Annotated in this window: 16 protein-coding genes; 10 read left to right on the top strand and 6 right to left on the bottom strand. The window is 69.5% G+C overall.

Features of this window, described 5'->3' with window-relative positions:
• Window positions 1-110: 110 nt before the first annotated feature.
• Window positions 111-785: a hypothetical protein gene (locus AS850_RS03255; RefSeq protein ID WP_119867836.1), complete on the bottom strand. Its 675-nt coding sequence runs from the start codon at window positions 783-785 to the stop codon at window positions 111-113.
• Window positions 786-871: 86 nt separating this feature from the next.
• On the opposite strand from AS850_RS03255, the gene hrpA reads away from it, so the two are divergent.
• From hrpA to arfA, 3 genes are all read left to right on the top strand, one after another.
• Window positions 872-4,651: an ATP-dependent RNA helicase HrpA gene (gene hrpA, locus AS850_RS03250; RefSeq protein WP_119867835.1), complete on the top strand. Its 3,780-nt coding sequence runs from the start codon at window positions 872-874 to the stop codon at window positions 4,649-4,651.
• Window positions 4,652-4,687: 36 nt separating this feature from the next.
• Window positions 4,688-5,695 carry a LacI family DNA-binding transcriptional regulator gene (locus tag AS850_RS03245; protein ID WP_119867834.1) on the top strand — a complete coding sequence of 336 codons (1,008 nt, stop codon included), beginning with the start codon at window positions 4,688-4,690 and terminating at the stop codon, window positions 5,693-5,695.
• A gap of 78 nt (window positions 5,696-5,773) precedes the next feature.
• Complete coding sequence (arfA, locus tag AS850_RS03240) at window positions 5,774-7,309, top strand: arabinosylfuranosidase ArfA (RefSeq protein WP_119867833.1); 1,536 nt, start codon at window positions 5,774-5,776, stop codon at window positions 7,307-7,309.
• A gap of 29 nt (window positions 7,310-7,338) precedes the next feature.
• On the opposite strand, the gene AS850_RS03235 is transcribed toward arfA, so the two are convergent.
• The gene (locus AS850_RS03235; RefSeq protein WP_119867832.1) at window positions 7,339-7,851 is read right to left on the bottom strand and encodes a GNAT family N-acetyltransferase; all 513 of its coding nucleotides are present in this window, start codon (window positions 7,849-7,851) and stop codon (window positions 7,339-7,341) included.
• 42 nt (window positions 7,852-7,893) lie between these two features.
• Between AS850_RS03235 and AS850_RS03230 the strand changes: the two genes are divergently transcribed.
• Genes AS850_RS03230 through AS850_RS16440 form a run of 4 tightly spaced genes read left to right on the top strand, consistent with a single transcriptional unit; the run spans window position 7,894 to window position 11,110 of the window.
• Complete coding sequence (locus AS850_RS03230; RefSeq protein WP_119867831.1) at window positions 7,894-8,907, top strand: amidohydrolase family protein; 1,014 nt, start codon at window positions 7,894-7,896, stop codon at window positions 8,905-8,907.
• Complete coding sequence (locus AS850_RS03225; RefSeq protein ID WP_119867830.1) at window positions 8,904-10,142, top strand: kynureninase; 1,239 nt, start codon at window positions 8,904-8,906, stop codon at window positions 10,140-10,142. The genes AS850_RS03230 and AS850_RS03225 overlap by 4 nt, the downstream gene beginning before the upstream one ends.
• Window positions 10,139-10,933 carry a class I SAM-dependent methyltransferase gene (locus AS850_RS03220; protein WP_164088374.1) on the top strand — a complete coding sequence of 265 codons (795 nt, stop codon included), beginning with the start codon at window positions 10,139-10,141 and terminating at the stop codon, window positions 10,931-10,933. The genes AS850_RS03225 and AS850_RS03220 overlap by 4 nt, the downstream gene beginning before the upstream one ends.
• A 9-nt stretch (window positions 10,934-10,942) precedes the next feature.
• Window positions 10,943-11,110 carry a hypothetical protein gene (locus tag AS850_RS16440; protein WP_164088373.1) on the top strand — a complete coding sequence of 56 codons (168 nt, stop codon included), beginning with the start codon at window positions 10,943-10,945 and terminating at the stop codon, window positions 11,108-11,110.
• 131 nt (window positions 11,111-11,241) lie between these two features.
• Here the strand turns inward: AS850_RS16440 and nrdF are convergent, their stop codons facing one another.
• The 4 genes from nrdF to nrdH all read right to left on the bottom strand — a co-directional run bounded on the left by nrdF (window position 11,242) and on the right by nrdH (window position 15,204).
• Window positions 11,242-12,243, bottom strand: a complete 1,002-nt coding sequence (gene nrdF, locus AS850_RS03215) for a class 1b ribonucleoside-diphosphate reductase subunit beta (RefSeq protein ID WP_236940806.1) — start codon at window positions 12,241-12,243, stop codon at window positions 11,242-11,244.
• 97 nt (window positions 12,244-12,340) lie between these two features.
• Window positions 12,341-14,446 (bottom strand): class 1b ribonucleoside-diphosphate reductase subunit alpha, encoded by a 2,106-nt coding sequence (gene nrdE, locus AS850_RS03210; protein WP_119870090.1) that lies wholly within the window; start codon window positions 14,444-14,446, stop codon window positions 12,341-12,343.
• Window positions 14,447-14,481: 35 nt separating this feature from the next.
• Window positions 14,482-14,898 (bottom strand): class Ib ribonucleoside-diphosphate reductase assembly flavoprotein NrdI, encoded by a 417-nt coding sequence (gene nrdI / locus AS850_RS03205; protein ID WP_119867829.1) that lies wholly within the window; start codon window positions 14,896-14,898, stop codon window positions 14,482-14,484.
• 72 nt (window positions 14,899-14,970) lie between these two features.
• Complete coding sequence (gene nrdH / locus AS850_RS03200; protein ID WP_119867828.1) at window positions 14,971-15,204, bottom strand: glutaredoxin-like protein NrdH; 234 nt, start codon at window positions 15,202-15,204, stop codon at window positions 14,971-14,973.
• 304 nt (window positions 15,205-15,508) lie between these two features.
• Here nrdH and AS850_RS03195 point away from each other — a divergent pair, with 304 nt between their 5' ends.
• From AS850_RS03195 to AS850_RS03185, 3 genes are read left to right on the top strand one after another with little or no spacing between them, the layout of a single operon-like run.
• Entirely contained in the window at window positions 15,509-16,720 is a 1,212-nt protein-coding gene (locus AS850_RS03195; protein WP_119867827.1) for an MFS transporter, read from the top strand.
• Window positions 16,721-16,746: 26 nt separating this feature from the next.
• Window positions 16,747-17,577, top strand: a complete 831-nt coding sequence (locus AS850_RS03190; RefSeq protein WP_119867826.1) for an aldo/keto reductase — start codon at window positions 16,747-16,749, stop codon at window positions 17,575-17,577.
• A gap of 48 nt (window positions 17,578-17,625) precedes the next feature.
• Window positions 17,626-18,150, top strand: a complete 525-nt coding sequence (locus tag AS850_RS03185) for a ribonuclease H family protein (protein ID WP_119867825.1) — start codon at window positions 17,626-17,628, stop codon at window positions 18,148-18,150.
• The last annotated feature ends 21 nt before the right edge of the window (window positions 18,151-18,171 follow it).

The following is an 18,171-nucleotide window of genomic DNA, read 5'->3' as shown; positions in this document are numbered from 1 at the left end:
CTTCGTCTCCGTTGACGGCTCCACCTGATCGAGGTGGGCACGAGTGATTCTCGAATCATACGGAAGCATCCTGAGACCGGCCACACCCCCCTCGGGCCCGGACCGCACCGCTACGGGGTCGAGTCGACGTGAGCCCGGCGGACCCGGGTGACGAAGGCGACGAAGCGATGCAGGAGGGGGCCGAGGAACGGCCACGCGAACCAGAGGCCGACGGCGAGGGTCACCGCCTGGAGCACGTCGAAGACGATGAAGAGCTGCGAGGCGAGGGTCTGGAACTCGTCGTTCGGCAGGGCGCTCCCGAGGAGGGCGACCACGAGGCCGAGGAGCTGCACGGCGACCGACGCGACGGCCAGCACGGCCAGGCCCCGCTGGGCGTCGCGCGTCGCCCCCTCCGACCGGCGCACCGCCACGGCGGCCACGACGAGGAGGACGGTCGGCAGCTCGTTCAGGATCATCCAGAGAGCGTCGGTCGCCGGGGTTCCCACCGCGAGAGCCGAGTCGACGGACGTGAGGCTGAGCCCGAGGAGCACGCCGACAGCGGTCAGTGCCGCGGCCGCGCCGATGCTCGCTCGCACGACGCGCGAGTGACCGAAGGCTCCCGGCCTCCCGGGGAGCCCGAAGGCGAGGACCGCGAGACCCAGGGGGAAGAGCAGCCCCGCGACCAGGCCGAGACCCGGCACGAGCCCCGGTGGCCGCCAGCCGAGGAGCACGCCCACGGCCAGCGCCCCACCCCCGACGAGGGCGACGGTACGGTCGATCCCGATGCGCGGCTCTGACACCATCATGCATCGAGTGTTGCATGAATACGATGTATCAGCCAGCCTCCTCGAGGATCCGACGGGCATCCTGCGGGAAGTAGACTCGAGGGCTCATGAATCCCACGATCACCTTCCCGCCGGAGCTGCCGGTCAGCCAGCGCCGCGACGACATCGCGGCCGCGATCCGCGACAACCAGGTGGTCATCGTGGCGGGGGCAACCGGCTCCGGCAAGACGACGCAGTTGCCGAAGATCTGTCTGGAGCTCGGCCGCGAGATGATCGGCCACACCCAGCCCCGCCGCATCGCGGCGCGGACCGTCGCCGAGCGGATCGCCGACGAGCTGGGCGGCGAGATCGGCGGCCTCGTGGGCTACCAGGTGCGCTTCACCGACGAGGTCGGGCCCGACACGCGGATCAAGCTGATGACCGACGGCATCCTGCTCAACGAGATCCACTTCGACCGCGAGCTCACGAAGTACGACACGATCATCATCGACGAGGCGCACGAGCGCAGCCTCACCATCGACTTCCTCATCGGCTACTTCAAGCAGCTCCTCCCCCGGCGCCCCGACCTGAAGCTCATCATCACGAGCGCCACCATCGACCCGGAGTCGTTCTCGAAGCACTTCGACGGCGCCCCGATCATCGAGGTCTCGGGACGCACCTACCCCGTCGAGATCCGCTACCGTCCGCTGGTCGCGGAGGACGACGCCCCGGCCGGAGACGACGACCTCGACGACGAACCTTCGTCGGTCCGCTCCGACGACCGCGACGTGCTGCAGGGCATCAACGACGCCCTCGACGAGCTCGCCCGCGAGGGGAACGGCGACGTGCTCGTCTTCCTCTCCGGCGAGAACGAGATCCGCGACGCCGAGGAGGCGATCCGCGGTCGCAACCTGCCCTTCACCGAGGTGCTGCCGCTCTACGGGCGCCTGAGCGCCGCCGATCAGCACCGCGTCTTCGAGTCCTCCCGGACCCCGGGAATCCGGCGGCGCATCGTCCTCGCCACGAACGTCGCCGAGACGAGCCTTACCGTCCCGGGCATCCGGTACGTCGTCGACGCCGGATCCGCCCGCATCAGCCGCTACTCCACGCGGGCGAAGGTGCAGCGACTCCCGATCGAGGCGATCTCGCAGGCGAGCGCCAACCAGCGGTCGGGGCGCTCCGGGCGCACGAGCGACGGCATCGCGATCCGGCTCTACTCGGAGCAGGACTTCTCGCGGCGCCCCGAGTTCACCGAGCCGGAGATCCTGCGGACCAACCTCGCGGCCGTCATCCTGCAGATGATCTCGCTCGGCCTCGGCGACATCGCGCGGTTCCCGTTCCTCCAGCCGCCCGACTCCCGCGGCATCAAGGACGGCCTCGACCTCCTCCGCGAGCTGAGCGCCGTCGACGCGAACGGCGGCATCACGCGCATCGGCCACCAGATCACCCGGCTTCCGATCGACCCGCGGCTGGCCCGGATGGTGCTCGAGTCGAAGCAGCACGGAACGACCCGCGAGGTCATGGCCATCGTCGCGGCCCTCAGCATCCAGGACCCCCGGGAGCGGCCGCTCGAGCGCCGTCCGCAGGCCGACCAGCAGCACGCCCGGTTCACCGACCCCTCCGGCGACTTCCTGACCTTCCTGAACCTCTGGAACTACCTCGAGGAGAAGCAGAAGGAGCTCGGCTCGAGCGCGTTCCGGCGCCTCTGCCGATCGGAGTTCCTCAACTACCTGCGCATCCGCGAGTGGCAGGACGTCTACCGGCAGCTCGTCCGGGCGTCGAAATCGCTGGGCCTCCATGTCGGTGCGCCCAGCACCAACCCCGACGGCGTGCACAAGTCGCTCCTGGCCGGCCTTCTCAGCCAGATCGGCCTGAAAGACCTCCAGAAGAAGGACTACGTCGGCGCCCGCCAGTCGCGGTTCGTCATCTTCCCCGGCAGCGCCCTCGCGAAGAAGCAGCCGATCGCGATCATGAGCGCCGAACTCGTCGAGACGAGCCGACTCTTCGCCCGGGTCAACGGCGCCATCGACCCCGCCTGGGCCGCCCCGATCGCCGGCGACCTGGTCAAGCGCAGCCACTCCGAGCCGCACTGGGAGAAGAAGCAGGGCGCCGTCGTCGCGTTCGAGCGCGTCACCCTCTACGGCGTGCCGATCATCCCCCGCCAGCGCGTGCAGTTCAACCGGATCGACCCGGTCTACGCCCGCGAGCTCTTCCTCCGGCACGCGCTCGTCGAGGGCGACTGGGAGAGTTCGCAGGCCTTCCAGCGCGCCAACGAGGCCCTCGTCGACGAGCTCACCGAGATCGAGGAGCGGACCCGCCGGCGCGACATCCTCGTCGACGGCGACGCGGTCTTCGAGTTCTACCACCGCCGGGTGCCGGCCGACGTCTCGTCCACACGGTCGTTCGAGGGCTGGTGGAAGAAGGCCCGGCACGACACCCCCGACCTTCTGACCATGAAGGCGGAAGACCTCCTCGGCGAGGACGAACCCGACGTCGACGACGCCGCCTACCCGTCGTCCTGGCGCCAGGGCGACCAGCAGCTGACGCTGCGGTACCGCTTCGAGCCCGGCTCCCACGACGACGGCGTGACGGTCCTCGTGCCGCTCCCGCTTCTCGCCCGCCTCGAGCCGCTCCGGTTCGACTGGCAGGTCCCCGCGTTCCGCGACGAGCTCGTGACGGCGCTGATCAAGTCGCTCCCGAAGCAGATCCGGAAGAACGTCGTCCCCGCCGCCGACTGGGCCGCGAAGATCACCGCCGAGCTCCCGCCCGAGCCCCCGCAGGATGCCCGGGAACCGTTCACCGCGACGCTCGCCGAGGTCGTCCGACGGCTCACCTACACGCCCGTGACCGCCGCCGACTTCGACGTCTCCCGCGTGCCCGCGCACCTCCGGGTGACGTTCGCCGTCGTCGACGAGAACAGCCGGGTCGTCGGACTCGACAAAGACCTGGGCGCCCTGCAGCGCTCCCTCGCCGCCGACACGCGCACCTCGGTCGCGCGCGCCACCGAGGTGAAGAGCGAGGGGCCCACGATCCAGCGCTCCGACATCACGAAGTGGGACTTCGACGACCTCCCGCAGACCCTCGACACGCGCCACGGCGACACGACGGTGCGGGCCTACCCGGCGCTCGTCGACGAGGGCTCCTCCGTGTCGATCCGGCTGATGGCGACCGCCCGCGATCAGGCGCTCGCGACGCCGCGGGGTGTCCGCCGCCTCCTGCTGCTCGCGGTCCCCTCCCCCGTCGCCTACGTGCAGCAGCACCTGACCTCGCCCGAGAAGCTGATCCTCGCGACCAGCCCGTACCAGAACACCGCGGCGCTCTTCGCGGACTGCCTCGCGGCGGTCGTCGACGACGTCCTCTACCGCGTGAAGCCCGACGGGCTCCTGTTCACCAAGAAGGAGTTCGAGACGGTCCGCGACCGGGTGTCGCAGGCCGTCATGGACTCCATGTTCCAGACGGTCTCGCTCGTCGCCCGCACCCTCACCGCCGCGCGCGACGCCGACCGGGCGCTCAAGCAGGCGACGAGCATGGCGCTCATCCCCGCCCTCTCCGACGCGCGGGAGCAGCGCGACCGGCTCCTCGCCCCCGGCTTCGTGTCGGCGACGGGGCTCCAGCAGCTCCAGCGGGTGCCGGTCTACCTCGTCGGGATCCAGCGGCGCGTCGCGAAGCTCGTGGAGAACCCCGCCCGCGACCGGGCGTGGATGGTCGAGGTGCAGCAGGCGACGGCTCGGTACGTCGACGCCGGAGGCACGTTCCCGCCCGACCCCGAGGCTCCTGCGCCCCTCGTCCGGGCCCGGTGGATGCTCGAGGAGTTCCGCCTGTCGCTCTTCGCCCAGGATCTCCGGCCGGCCGAGTCGGTGTCGCTGCAGCGGATCCAGAAGGTGCTGGCCCAGGCCTCGGCGAACTGAGCCGGGCGACCCTCTCCGGGGCGCTAGCCTGAGCGAATGCGTGCAACTGTCAGAGATGTGGCCGTCGCCGCCGGAGTCTCCCCGAAGACGGTCTCCAACGTCATCAACGGCGTCGTCTTCGTGCGGCCCGAGACGCGGGCGCGGGTCGAGAGCGCCATCGCCGACCTGAAGTACGTGCCCAACCTGAGCGCACGCGGCCTCCGCAACGGGCGGACCGGCGCCATCGCGCTCGCCTTCCCCGACGTCTCGACCGAGTACAGCGCCGAGATGCTCGACCAGTTCGTCGAGGTCGCGCACGAGAAAGGCTGGAGCATCCAGCTCGAGCAGACGGGCAAGCGACCGGAGCGGGAGGGCGAGCTCCTCTCGAAGGGCCGCGAGCACCTCGTGGACGGCCTCGTGCTCAACCCGATCAACCTCGAGTCGAGCGCGATCGTCGGCGCCGACGACCTCCCGCCGGTCGTCGTCATCGGCGAGGTCGAGCAGGATCTGGTCGACCGCGTCGGCCTCGACAGCACCACCGCCGCGCACGACATGACCGCGCATCTGCTGGGTCTCGGCCATCGCAGGATCGCCGTGGTCGGCGCCCCCGCCGCGGAGTTCGCCACGGCGACGGCGCTGTCGCGGATCCGCGGCTACCGGCAGGCCCTGTCCGTGGCCGGGGTGCCGAACGACCCGAGCCTGGAGCTGGTCGTCCTCGACTGGGTGCCCGGCCTGGCGGGCGAGAGCGTCCTGAAGGCCCTCGACGACGGCGTGACCTTCGACGCCGTCTTCGCGTTCACCGACACGATGGCGGCGGGAGTCCTCTCGGCGCTCGGATCGCGCGGGATCCGCGTCCCCGACGACCTCTCAGTGGTCGGCTTCGACGACGTGACGGCGGCGCGCTACGCCACTCCTCCGCTCACGTCGGTGTCGTTCGACAAGCGCGCCTTCGCGGTCGCGACCCTCGATCTGCTGGCCGACCGGATCGCCGACCGGAGCCTGCCGCCGCGGGCCGTCGTCATCCCGCACGAGATCGTGTCCCGGGCGAGCACGCGCCGACGGTGAGACGTGACCCGTGACGCCGGACGTCGCGAGGCGCTACGCTGTCCGCAGCCCGTTACAACGATGTACTCAAGGAGATGCATGTCCCGCGCACGAATCACCATCGACCGCGATTTCACCATCGGCCCGGTGCCGCGGCGACTCTTCGGCTCGTTCGTCGAGCACATGGGTCGCTGCGTCTACACGGGCATCTACGAGCCCGGGCACCCCGAGGCCGACGAGCGCGGCTTCCGCCGCGACGTCCTGTCCCTCGTCAAGGAGCTCGGCGCGACGGTCGTCCGCTACCCCGGCGGGAACTTCGTCTCGGGATACAACTGGGAGGACGGCGTCGGCCCCGTCGAGGACCGCCCCCGCCGTCTCGACGGCGCCTGGCACACCGTCGAGTCGAACGCGTTCGGCCTGCACGAGTTCGCCGAGTGGTCGAAGGAGGCCGGCGTCGAGATCATGGAGGCGATCAACCTCGGCACGCGCGGCGTCGACGCCGCTCGCGAGCTCGTCGAGTACGCCAACCACCCCGGCGGCACGGCCCTCTCCGACCGCCGCATCGCGAACGGCGCCAAAGACCCGTTCGATATCAAGCTCTGGTGCCTCGGCAACGAACTCGACGGCCCCTGGCAGATCGGCCACAAGACGGCCGACGAGTACGGCCGCCTCGCGCAGGAGGCCGCCAAGGCCATGAAGTTCGTCGACCCGTCGATCGAGCTCGTCGCGGTCGGCTCGTCGAACTCCGGCATGCCGACCTTCGGCGCCTGGGAGCACACGGTCCTCTCGCACGCCTACGACGAGGTCGACTACATGTCGATGCACGCCTACTACCAGGAGCACGACGGCGACGCCGCCTCGTTCCTCGCCAGCGCCGTCGACATGGACTACTTCATCGAGTCCGTCGTCGCGACGGCCGACGCGGTCCGCGCCAAGCGCAAGGCGAAGAAGTACATCAACCTCTCCTTCGACGAGTGGAACGTCTGGTACCAGACCGGTCTCGACACCGACGACCAGCCGCACAACGTGTCGAAGGGCTGGCGTGAGCACCCCCGTCTGATCGAGGACAGCTACAACGTCACCGACGCGGTGGTCGTCGGAACGCTGCTCAACTCGCTCCTGCGCCACGGCGACCGCGTGTCGATCGCGAACCAGGCGCAGCTCGTCAACGTGATCGCCCCGATCCGCTCGGAGGAGAACGGGCCAGCCTGGAAGCAGACGATCTTCTGGCCGTTCGCGCGCATGGCCGCCCTCGCGACCGGGCAGATCCTGCGGACCAGCGTCGACTCCGACCGCATCGACACCGAGCGCTTCGGCGACGCCGACCTCGTCGACGTCAGCGCCACCTACGACGAGGAGACCGGCCGCATCGCCTTCTTCCTCGCGAACCGCTCGCTCGAGGAGAGCGCCGACGTGTCGCTCGCGCTCAACGGGTTCGCCGCGGGTCGCGTGCTCCGCGCCGAGCTTCTCGAGGTTCCCGAGGGCGGATCGCGCCACACGGCCAACACCGTCGACGCGCAGGATGCCGTGGGTCTCGTGCCGCTCGAGGGCGTGACGGTCGACGGCTCCGCCGCCCGGCTGACGCTGCCCGCCCTGTCGTGGGCCGTCGTGGAGCTCGCCGTCACGCCGGCCTGACGCCCGGCGCCGGCGGAGCAGGTCGACCGTCAGAGGCGCCGGTACATGACGTGCAGCCCGACGAATCCCTCGGCAGGATGCTCGAACGCCTCCGGCACGACGGCCAGCGTCTCGAACCCGAGGCTCTCCCAGAGAGCCACGGCCCGGGTGTTCGTCGCGACGACGGCGTTGAACTGCATGCTGCGGAAGCCGTCCCGACGCGCGGCGTCGACGACGTGCTCCCCGAGGGCCCGACCGACGCCGAGACCGGCCGCCTCCGGCGCCACCATGAACGACCCCGTGGCGACGTGCGCGCCGCGGCCGTCGCGGTTGGGGCCGTACTTCGCGGAGCCCAGGACGCGCGGCGCAGCACCCGGGGCGTCGTCGACCGGGGCGTCGTCGACCGCCACGAGCACCGTGAACCCGGGTGCGAACCAGAGCGGCGCAGCCTCGTCGGACGACAGCCCGGCCGGCAGCGCGTACGTCTCGCCCGCCTCGACGATGTCGCGGAAGAACGGCCAGATCGCGGGCCAGTCGGCGTTGGTCGCGGGGCGGATCAGCATTCCCCGAGAGTAGCGGCGACCGTCGGCTGGCAGGATGGGGGGATGCTGCTCTCCTGCGACGACGCCTGGTTCGGCGGGTGGCGCGGGCCGAGCATCCTGCGCCTCGAATCCGGCCGTCTCACCTGGGGCGGCCCCGACGACGGCTCGGCCGAGGCGCACCTCGACGGCGTCGTGCTGGCACCGTTCACCGACTCGCACGTGCACCTCGGACTCGTCGACGCCCGTGCCCTTCTCGCGGGCGGGATCGGGCGCGTGGTCGACCTGGGCTGGGACCCCGCGGTGGCCCGCACCTGGCCCGAGACCGCCCGTGCCGATCCGACCTGGCCGGAGGTGTCGATCGCGGGCGGTCTCCTCGGAGCGCCCGGCGGCTACCCGAGTCGAGCTCCCTGGGCGCCCGCGGAGGCGGCCGTCCCTGTCGCGACGCCGGACGACGCCGACTCGAGCGTCCGGGCCATGCAGGAGGCGGGGGCCTCCGTCGTCAAGATCACCCTCAACTCCGACGCGGGCCCGGTCCTCGACGACGAGACCCTCGACGCCGTCGTGGCGGCGGCCCACGCCAGGAACCTGCCGGTCGTCGCGCACGCCCAGGGCATCGGCCAGGTACGGCGGGCCGGCCGGGCACGGGTCGACGCGCTCGCCCACGCGCCCTTCAGCGAGCGGCTCGACGACGACCTCCTCGACGACCTCGCGCGAACGATGACCTGGATCTCCACCCTCGACATCCACGGCCACGGCCGCTACGGGGCTGCCTACGAGACGGCCGTCGACAACGTGGCCCGGTTCCATGCCCGAGGCGGTCGCGTCGCCTACGGCACCGACCTCGGGAACGGCGACCTGCCCACCGGGTTGAACGGCCGCGAGATCGCGGGCCTGGCCGAGGCGGGACTGGGGCTCGCGGACATCCTCGGCGCGCTCACGCCCGGCAGCGGGCATCCTGCGTTCGACACCCGCGTGGTGACCGTGCACGACGGCGCGCGCCCCGACGACGGCGACCTGCCATGGCTCGCCGCGACGCGCGCGCTGACCCTTCCCGAGCTCGTCAGGAGAGCCGAATGACCCCCACGCACGACCCCGCCCCTCTCGACGCCGCCGACCCGCTGGCCTTGTTCGTCAGGCGGTTCCTCCCCGCCGACGACGTCGTCGCCTACCTCGACGGCAACTCGCTCGGGCGCCCCCTGCGGGCCACGCTGGGGCGGCTCGACGCGTTCGTGCGCCGCGACTGGGGCTCGAGGCTCATCCGGGCCTGGGACGAGCAGTGGATGGAACTGCCCCTCGCGATCGGCGACCGGCTCGGGGCGGCCACGCTGGGAGCGGCCGCCGGGCAGACGACCATCGGCGACTCGACGACGGTGCTCCTCTACAAGACCATCCGCGCCGCCCTCGACGCGGACGTCGGCGACGGGCGCGACGAGATCGTCCTCGACGACGACCAGTTCCCGACCGACCGCTTCGTGATCGAGGGCATCGCCCGCGAGCGCGGCGCGACGATCCGCTGGATCCGGGTCGACCCGGCTCTCGGCGTGACGCCCGATCTGGTGCGCGAGGCCGTGGGCCCGCGCACGGCCGTCGTCGTCGTCAACCACGTGTCGTACCGCTCGGGGTACCTCGCCGACATGCCGGAGATCACCCGGATCGTGCACGACGCCGGGGGCCTCGTGGTTTGGGACCTCTGCCACTCCACCGGGGTCGTCCCGATGCTGCTCGACGAGTGGGACGTCGACCTCGCCGTCGGCTGCACCTACAAGTACCTCAACGGCGGCCCCGGGTCGCCCGCCTTCGTCTACGTCGCCTCGCGCCACCAGGCCTCGCTCCGGCAGCCGATCCAGGGCTGGATGGGGGCGTCCGACGTCTTCGCCATGGCGCCGGCCTACGAGGCGTCGCCGGGGATCCGGGGGTTCCTGAGCGGGACGCCGCCGATCCTCGGGATGCTGGCGCTGCAGGACATGCTCGACGCGATCGAGGAAGCGGGAATCGACCGGATCCGCGCCAAGTCCGTCGCTCTGACCGAGTACGCCCTGGCCCTCGTCGACGACCTGCTCGCCCCGCTCGGAGTGGCCGTGGCGACGCCGCGCGACAGCTCGGTTCGTGGCAGCCACGTCACCGTCACGCATCCGGCGTTCCGCGAGGTCGTCGAGGTGCTCTGGCAGCGGGGCGTCATCCCCGACTTCCGCAACCCGGACGGCCTCCGCATTGGCCTCTCCCCGCTCTCCACCTCGTTCGCCGAGGTCCGCGTGGGCGTCGAAGCGATCCGCGAGGCCCTCGCGGCCCGAGACGCAGGCGACAGCGCATGACGGGGGCGCCGCACCCCGACGTACCGACCCCGGGCGCCGACGCGTTCGAGGGCGGGCTGCCTCACGCCGACGCCGCCCGTTCCTTCGGCGAGGGGGCCGCCGACTACGAACGCGGACGACCGACCTATCCGCGCGAGGCCGTCGAGTGGCTCCTGCCCGAGGGCGCCCACCACGTCGTCGATCTGGGCGCGGGGACCGGCAAGTTCACCAGGCTGCTCGTCGACCGCGTCGAGCGGGTCACCGCGGTCGAGCCCTCGGCGGGGATGCGCGCCGAACTGGTCGAGGCCGTGCCGACCGTCGAGGTCCTCGCCGGATCGGCCGAACGGATCCCGCTCGACGACGACAGCGTCGACGCCGTCCTCGTGGCCCAGGCGTGGCACTGGGTGGATCCGCTGCGGGCCGTCCCGGAGGTCGCCCGGGTGCTTCGGCCCGGCGGCGTCCTCGGGCTCGTCTGGAACGTCCGCGATCCGTTCGCCCCGTGGGCGGCGGAGCTGGAGCGGATCATCAGCAGCTCCACCGAGAGCGGTGCCGAATCGCTGGAGCCGCGGGTCGGGCCGCCCTTCCCGGCCCTCGAGCGGCGGGACGTCGCGTGGATCAACACGGTCTCCCCGGAGGAGTTCGTCGCCATGGTCACGTCGCGCAGCTACTTCCTCACCCTGCCGGAGGCCGAGCGGACCGTGGTCGAGGCGAGGGTGAGGCGGCTCCTCGCCGAGCATCCCGCCCTGGCCGGGCGCGACACGATCGAGGTGCCGTACGTGACCCGCTGCTCCCGCGCCGCTCTGCCCGCTTAGGGTCGCAGGATGCAGCTCCGCCGCGGCCTCGCCCTCTCGGCCATCGTCCTCGTGGTGGCCGCCTTCGTCGCGATCGGCGTCGTCGCCGCCCTCGTGGCGGGTCGCGAGGTGTCGCGGCTGAACCCGACACCGACGCCGAGCCCCACGCCCGGCTCCACGGCCGCGGCGACCCGCTGACTCCTGCGCCGCACGCAAGAAGGGCGCCGACCGGAGTCGACGCCCTTCTCTGCTAGGTGGTGCTGTGATCCCCTGATCCCAAAACCGTGGACTCTCTCAGGGGTTCGTGGTGCTTCCGGGCCTCGGGTGGCTCAGAAGTCCCAGTCTTCGTCCTCCGTGTTGACGGCCTTGCCGATCACGTAGCTCGAACCCGAGCCGGAGAAGAAGTCGTGGTTCTCGTCGGCGTTCGGCGAGAGGGCGCTGAGGATCGCCGGGTTCACGTCGGTGACGTCCTTCGGGAACATCGGCTCGTAGCCGAGGTTCATCAGCGCCTTGTTGGCGTTGTAGTGCAGGAACTTCTTGACGTCCTCCGTCAGGCCGACACCGTCGTAGAGGTCCTGGGTGTACTGCACCTCGTTGTCGTAGAGCTCGAAGAGGAGGTTGAACGTGTAGTCCTTGATCTCCTGCTTGCGCTCCTCCGAGGCTCCCTCGAGGCCCTTCTGGAACTTGTAGCCGATGTAGTACCCGTGGACGGCCTCGTCGCGGATGATGAGGCGGACCAGGTCGGCCGTGTTCGTGAGCTTCGCGCGGGACGACCAGTACATCGGCAGGTAGAAGCCGCTGTAGAACAGGAACGACTCGAGGAGGGTCGAGGCGACCTTGCGCTTCAGCGGGTCGTTGCCCGAGTAGTAGTCGAGGACGATCTGCGCCTTCTTCTGCAGGTAGGGGTTCTCGGTCGACCAGCGGAAGGCGTCGTCGATCTCCGGCGTCGACGCGAGGGTCGAGAAGATGGACGAGTAGCTCTTGGCGTGCACCGACTCCATGAACGCGATGTTCGTGTAGACGGCCTCCTCGTGCGGGGTGATCGCGTCGGGGATCAGGCTGATCGCGCCGACGGTGCCCTGGATCGTGTCGAGCAGGGTGAGACCGGTGAACACGCGCATGGTGAGCTGCTGCTCGGCCGGCGTCAGCGTGTTCCAGGACTGCACGTCGTTCGAGAGCGGGATCTTCTCGGGCAGCCAGAAGTTGTTGACGAGGCGGTTCCAGACTTCGGCGTCTTTGTCGTCCTGGATGCGGTTCCAGTTGATGGCGCTGACGGCCCGGACGAGCGGGATGCTCGTGCCCAGAGCGTGCACCGGATCGGTGAGTGTCATGAGATCGATTCTTTCGCGGGATCGTGGAAGTGATGGTTCGCCGCAGGGGCGGCGGCGGACCCGGACGACGGCGCGCCGCGCCGCCGCCCGCAGGTGGCTAGAGCATGCAGCTGACGCAGCCGTCGACCTCGGTGCCCTCGAGCGCCAGCTGGCGGAGACGGATGTAGTAGATCGTCTTGATGCCCTTGCGCCACGCGTAGATCTGCGCCTTGTTGATGTCGCGGGTCGTGGCGGTGTCCTTGAAGAACAGGGTGAGCGAGAGACCCTGGTCGACGTGCTGCGTCGCCGCGGCGTACGTGTCGATGATCTTCTCGGGGCCGATCTCGTACGCGTCGGTGTAGTACTCCAGGTTGTCGTTCGTCATGAACGGCGCCGGGTAGTAGACGCGGCCGAGCTTGCCCTCCTTGCGGATCTCAATCTTGGACGCGATCGGGTGGATCGACGACGTCGAGTGGTTGATGTAGGAGATCGATCCCGTCGGCGGCACGGCCTGGAGGTTCTGGTTGTAGATGCCGTGCTCCATGACGCTGGCCTTGAGCTCGCGCCAGTCGGCCTGCGTGGGAATGGTGACGTCGGCGTCCGCGAACAGGGCCGCGGCGCGAGCGGTGGCGGGTGCCCACTCCTGCTCCGTGTACTTGTCGAAGAAGGTGCCGGACGCGTACGTCGAGTCGGCGAAGCCGCCGAAGGTGACGCCGCGCTCGATGGCGATCCGGTTGGAGGCGCGGAGAGCGTGGAACAGGACCGTGTAGAAGTAGATGTTCGTGAAGTCGATCGCCTCCTCCGTGCCGTAATGCACGTGCTCACGGGCCAGGTAGCCGTGGAGGTTCATCTGGCCGAGGCCGATGGCGTGCGACGAGTCGTTGCCGACCTCGATCGAACGGACGGACGAGATGTGGCTCATGTCGCTCACCGCGGTGAGGCCGCGGATCGCGGTCTCGACGGTCCGGCCGAAGTCGGGGGAGTCCATCGACAGGGCGATGTTCATCGAGCCGAGGTTGCAGGAGATGTCCTTGCCGATGGCGTCGTAGGAGAGGTCCTCGTTGAACGTCGTCGGCGTGTTGACCTGCAGGATCTCGGAGCACAGGTTGGACATGTTGATCCGGCCCTTGATCGGGTTGGCCTTGTTCACCGTGTCCTCGAACACGATGTAGGGGTAGCCCGACTCGAACTGGATCTCGGCGATGGTCTGGAAGAACTCGCGCGCCTTGATCTTGGTCTTCTTGATGCGGCCGTCGTCGACCATCTCGCGGTACTTGTCGGAGATGGAGATGTCGCCGAAGGGCACCCCGTACACGCGCTCGACGTCGTACGGCGAGAAGAGGTACATGTCCTCGTCTTTCTTCGCCAGCTCGAACGTGATGTCGGGCACGACGACGCCGAGGGACAGCGTCTTGATGCGGATCTTCTCGTCGGCGTTCTCGCGCTTCGTGTCGAGGAACCGCATGATGTCGGGGTGGTGCGCGCTGAGGTACACGGCTCCTGCGCCCTGACGGGCCCCGAGCTGGTTGGCGTAGCTGAAGCTGTCTTCGAGGAGCTTCATGACGGGGATGATGCCCGAGGACTGGTTCTCGATCTGCTTGATCGGAGCGCCGGCCTCGCGGATGTTCGAGAGGGACAGGGCCACGCCGCCGCCGCGCTTCGAGAGCTGCAGCGAGGAGTTGATGCCGCGGGAGATCGACTCCATGTTGTCTTCGATGCGGAGCAGGAAGCAGGAGACGAGTTCGCCGCGCTGGGCCTTGGCGGTGTTGAGGAACGTCGGCGTGGCCGGCTGGAAACGGCCGGCGATGATCTCTTCGACGAGGTCGATCGCGACCTGCTCGTCGCCCTGGGCGAGGCCGAGGGCGGTCATCACGACGCGGTCCTCGAAGCGCTCGAGGTAGCGCTTGCCGTCGAACGTCTTGAGCGTGTACGAGGTGTAGTACTTGAACGCGCCGAGGAAGGTCTGGAACCGGAACTTCTTCGAGTACGCGAGATCGTTCAGCTTCTCGATGAACGCGAAATCGTAGAGGTCGATCGTCGCCTTCTCGTAGTAGTCGTTCTCGACCAGGTAGTCGAGGCGTTCCTTGAGGTTGTGGAAGAAGACGGTGTTCTGGTTGACGTGCTGCAAGAAGTACTGCTTGGCGGCCTCGCGGTCTTTGTCGAACTGGATCTCCCCGTTCGGACCGTAGAGGTTGAGCATCGCGTTGAGCGCGTGGTAATCCATCCCGCCCCCTCCGGCGAGGCCGGCCGGGGCTGCGATCACTTCGAGGTCATCGACTGCTGCGTCCAAAATTCTTCCAATCCGGTTCGTACTGCTGTGACGTCGTCAGGCGTGCCGAAGACTTCGACACGGTAGAGGAGGGGTACGCCGCACTTGGCCGAGACGATGTCGCCGGCCAGGCAGTAGCCCTCTCCGAAGTTCGTGTTGCCCGCGGCGATCACGCCGCGGATGAGCGACCGGTTGCCCTCGTCGTTGAGGAACCGGATGACCTGCTTGGGCACGGCCCCACCGGTCTCGCCCCCGCCGTAGGTGGGGAGGACGAGGACGTAGGGGTCGCGGGCCACGAGAGGCTCGTCGCTCGGGAAGAGCGGGATGCGCTCCGCCGGGAGGCCGACCTTCTCGACGAACCGGGCGGTGTTGCCCGACACGCTGGAGAAGTAGATGAGGTGGGTCATCGTGGTGTCACCTTCAGCCTGGCCGATGAAGCGGGGAGTACCGGAGCGGATGCCCGGCCCCCGGCGGGGTGCTTACGCGATCGCAGCGCCGAGAGCGGCGATCTTGTCGGGGCGGAAGCCGGACCAGTGGTCTTCGTCGGTGACGACGACGGGAGCCTGCAGGTAACCGAGCGCCTTGACGGTCTCGAGGGCCTTGTCGTCGACGGAGACGTCGAAGACCTCGTACTCGATGCCCTTGTTGTCGAGGGCGCGGTAGGTGGCCGTGCACTGGACGCAGGACGGCTTGGTGTAGACGGTGATTGCCATGTTTCTCCCCGAGAAGTCGTGTGGTTGGTGGTGCGTGTCGATACTACATCTAGGGGCCGACATCGGAAGGCACAACTAGATGATGTGTTACAGCCGTGTAATTACCAACCGATGATTATCCACAGGCATTCCCCTGTCTGGGGAGGGTTATCCCCGGAAAATCGGCTCTGTGCACAGCTTCCTCCCCACCTCCGACACTCCCCGCTGTGGATAACCCGGCCCGACTCCGATTCGCGGACACGGCGTGTCGCCTCCGGCGCCCGCCTTGGTCGCCGCGGCACCCCCTCAATAGACTGGATGCCTCGTGGGCGCCTACTCCAATCTTCTGACGACCCCGGGAGTCGCTCGCATCATCGCTGCCCAGCTGACTGCCCGGTTCCCCTTCGGCATGCTCTCGCTGGCCTTCCTCCTGCACGTCGAGCACATCACGCACTCGTACGGGGCGGCAGGAGCCGTCCTGGCCGCGACGAGCGTCGGCCAGGCCATCTCGGGCCCGCTCACCAGTCGGTGGATGGGGCAGTGGGGCATGCGGCCCGTGCTCCTGCTGACCCTCGCCGTCTGCGTCTCGAGCCTCGTCGTCTTCGCCGTCGTCACGATGACGCTCCCCTTCTACATGCTCGTCGGGTTCCTCGCCGGGGTGAGCGTGCCGCCGGTCCAGCCCGCCGTGCGCACCATCTATCCGAAGATGGTCAACTCCACGCAGCTCACCCCGCTGTTCTCGCTCGACGCCTCGGCGCAGGAGATCATCTGGGTCGCGGGCCCCGTCATCACGACCTTCGTCGGCACGCAGATCAGCACCGTGGCGGCCATCCTCGTCGCGGCGACGTTCCTGATCGGCGGAGGAATCTGGTTCATCGCCTCGCCCGAGGTCGGCCGGGTCCGGATCCCGCGGAGCAAGCGCTCGTTCGGCAAGGTCCTGACCCGCCCGACCGTGCTGCTGTCGACCATCACGGGCTTCCTCCTCATCGGCACCTGCGCCGCCGTCGAGGCCGGCGTCATCAGCGCGTTCGGCGACGGAAGCCCGAACAGCGGTTTCGTGCTCGCGATCTTCGCCGTCGGCTCCCTCATCGGCGGCCTCGCCCTCGGTCACCTCCCCGTCGGGCCGTGGGCCCTCCCGATCCGCATGGCGGTGGTCGTGGTCGGGATCGCCCTCACCTCCGTCATGCCGACCAATTTCTGGTGGCTGAGCGCGACGCTCCTGGTGGCCGGAGTCGGCATCGCCCCGGCCCTCGCCGTGATGTTCGCGATCATCTCCTCGAGCGTCCGCTTCAGCGACACGGCGGAGGCGTACGGCTGGTCCGGCACGGGCCAGCTCATCGGCGCCGCTCTGGGGTCCGCCGTCGCCGGCATCATGATCGACCGACTGGGCACCCTCGGCGGCCTCCTCGTCGCCGGCGGGTTCGCCGTGCTGGGCGTCCTGGTGCCGGTGATCTTCCAGCGCGTGCTGCCCGACCTCCGGGGGACGGACGCCAGTCCGCTCGCCGACACCGAGCCGGTCCCCGTCCAGGCGAGCTGACGGGCACCGGAGCGGATAATCGTGGCATGACCTCCCACGCCGTCCCCGCCGTCCGACTCAACGACGGCAACGCCATCCCGCAGCTCGGGCTCGGGGTCTACAAGGTCGACGACGACGAGGCGGAGCGCGCCGTCTCGACCGCCCTCGAGGTCGGCTACCGCCACCTCGACACGGCCGAGTACTACGGCAACGAGGCCGGCGTGGGGCGCGCGCTCCGCGACTCGGGCGTCCCGCGCGACGACGTCTTCGTCACCACGAAGGTCTGGAACGACCAGCAGGGCTTCGAGAGCACCCTCGCCTCCTTCGATCGCAGCATGAAGCGCCTCGACCTCGACGTCGTCGACCTCTACCTCATCCACTGGCCGGCCCCGCGGCAGGACCTCTACGTCGAGACCTACCGCGCCCTCGAGAGGATCCGGCAGGAGGGGCGGGCGCGCTCGATCGGCGTCTCGAACTTCCAGACGCACCACCTCGAGCGGCTCCTGGGCGAGACCGACGTGGTGCCGGTCATCAATCAGATCGAGGTGCAGCCGTGGCTCCAGCAGCGCGAGCTGCGGGCCTTCGGCGACGCCCGCCACATCGTGACGGAGGCCTGGTCGCCGCTCGCGCGCGGCCGCATCCTCGACGACCCGCTCCTCCTGTCGCTCGCCGCGGAACACGGCGTCTCGACCGCCCAGGTCGTGATCCGCTGGCACCTCCAGTCGGGTCTCGTGGTCATCCCGAAGTCGGTGACGCCCTCGCGGATCGCCGAGAACTTCGACGTCTTCTCGTTCGAGCTCTCCCCCGACGACATGGCCTCGATCGACGCCCTCGACTCCGGAGAGCGCGTCGGCTCGCACCCCGACGAGGTCGGCTGACCCCGTGCTTGCCGCTACCGTGGAAGCTCGCACCAGCAAGGAGTCACCATGACGATTCGCGCCGCAGCAGACGGTTCCGCCCTCGGCAACCCCGGGCCCGCAGGATGGGCGTGGTACGTCGACGACGACCGCTGGGCGGCGGGCGGGTGGCCGAGGAACACCAACAACGTCGGTGAGCTGACGGCCGTGCTCGAGCTCCTGCGGGCCACGGTCGACGAGGACGACGACCTCCACATCCTCTGCGACAGCCAGTACGTGATCAAGGCCTGCACCGAGTGGATGGCCGGCTGGAAGCGCAAGGGCTGGCGCAAGGCCGACGGCAAGCCCGTCATGAACGTCGAGATCATCAAGGAGCTCGACCTCGCGCTCCAGGGCCGGAAGGTCCGCTTCGAGTGGGTCAAGGGCCACATCGGTCACGAGATGAACGAGGCGGCCGACATCCGCGCGCGGACGGCGGCCGAGGCGTTCCAGGCGAAGCGCGCGGTGCCGAGCGGTCCGGGGTGGCCGGGCAAGCCCGTGACCACGGTGGCCTCCGTGGCCGCCGAGCCCGAGGCTCCTGCGACCCTGTTCTAGGCGCTCCGCCGCCCACCGGCC

Source organism: Frondihabitans sp. 762G35 (assembly GCF_002074055.1).
Lineage (GTDB): Bacteria > Actinomycetota > Actinomycetes > Actinomycetales > Microbacteriaceae > Frondihabitans.
This window is presented reverse-complemented; position numbering and strand designations above follow the sequence as displayed.

Coding starts and splice junctions, on each gene's coding strand:
- nrdF (WP_236940806.1), bottom strand. CDS start 12,243: ATGACACTCACCGATCCGGTGCACGCTCTGGGCACGAGCATCCCGCTC.
- AS850_RS03190 (WP_119867826.1), top strand. CDS start 16,747: ATGACCTCCCACGCCGTCCCCGCCGTCCGACTCAACGACGGCAACGCC.
- nrdH (WP_119867828.1), bottom strand. CDS start 15,204: ATGGCAATCACCGTCTACACCAAGCCGTCCTGCGTCCAGTGCACGGCC.
- arfA (WP_119867833.1), top strand. CDS start 5,774: ATGTCCCGCGCACGAATCACCATCGACCGCGATTTCACCATCGGCCCG.
- AS850_RS03220 (WP_164088374.1), top strand. CDS start 10,139: ATGACGGGGGCGCCGCACCCCGACGTACCGACCCCGGGCGCCGACGCG.
- nrdI (WP_119867829.1), bottom strand. CDS start 14,898: ATGACCCACCTCATCTACTTCTCCAGCGTGTCGGGCAACACCGCCCGG.
- AS850_RS03225 (WP_119867830.1), top strand. CDS start 8,904: ATGACCCCCACGCACGACCCCGCCCCTCTCGACGCCGCCGACCCGCTG.
- AS850_RS03255 (WP_119867836.1), bottom strand. CDS start 785: ATGATGGTGTCAGAGCCGCGCATCGGGATCGACCGTACCGTCGCCCTC.
- nrdE (WP_119870090.1), bottom strand. CDS start 14,446: ATGGATTACCACGCGCTCAACGCGATGCTCAACCTCTACGGTCCGAAC.
- AS850_RS03185 (WP_119867825.1), top strand. CDS start 17,626: ATGACGATTCGCGCCGCAGCAGACGGTTCCGCCCTCGGCAACCCCGGG.
- AS850_RS03230 (WP_119867831.1), top strand. CDS start 7,894: ATGCTGCTCTCCTGCGACGACGCCTGGTTCGGCGGGTGGCGCGGGCCG.
- AS850_RS16440 (WP_164088373.1), top strand. CDS start 10,943: ATGCAGCTCCGCCGCGGCCTCGCCCTCTCGGCCATCGTCCTCGTGGTG.
- AS850_RS03235 (WP_119867832.1), bottom strand. CDS start 7,851: ATGCTGATCCGCCCCGCGACCAACGCCGACTGGCCCGCGATCTGGCCG.
- hrpA (WP_119867835.1), top strand. CDS start 872: ATGAATCCCACGATCACCTTCCCGCCGGAGCTGCCGGTCAGCCAGCGC.
- AS850_RS03245 (WP_119867834.1), top strand. CDS start 4,688: ATGCGTGCAACTGTCAGAGATGTGGCCGTCGCCGCCGGAGTCTCCCCG.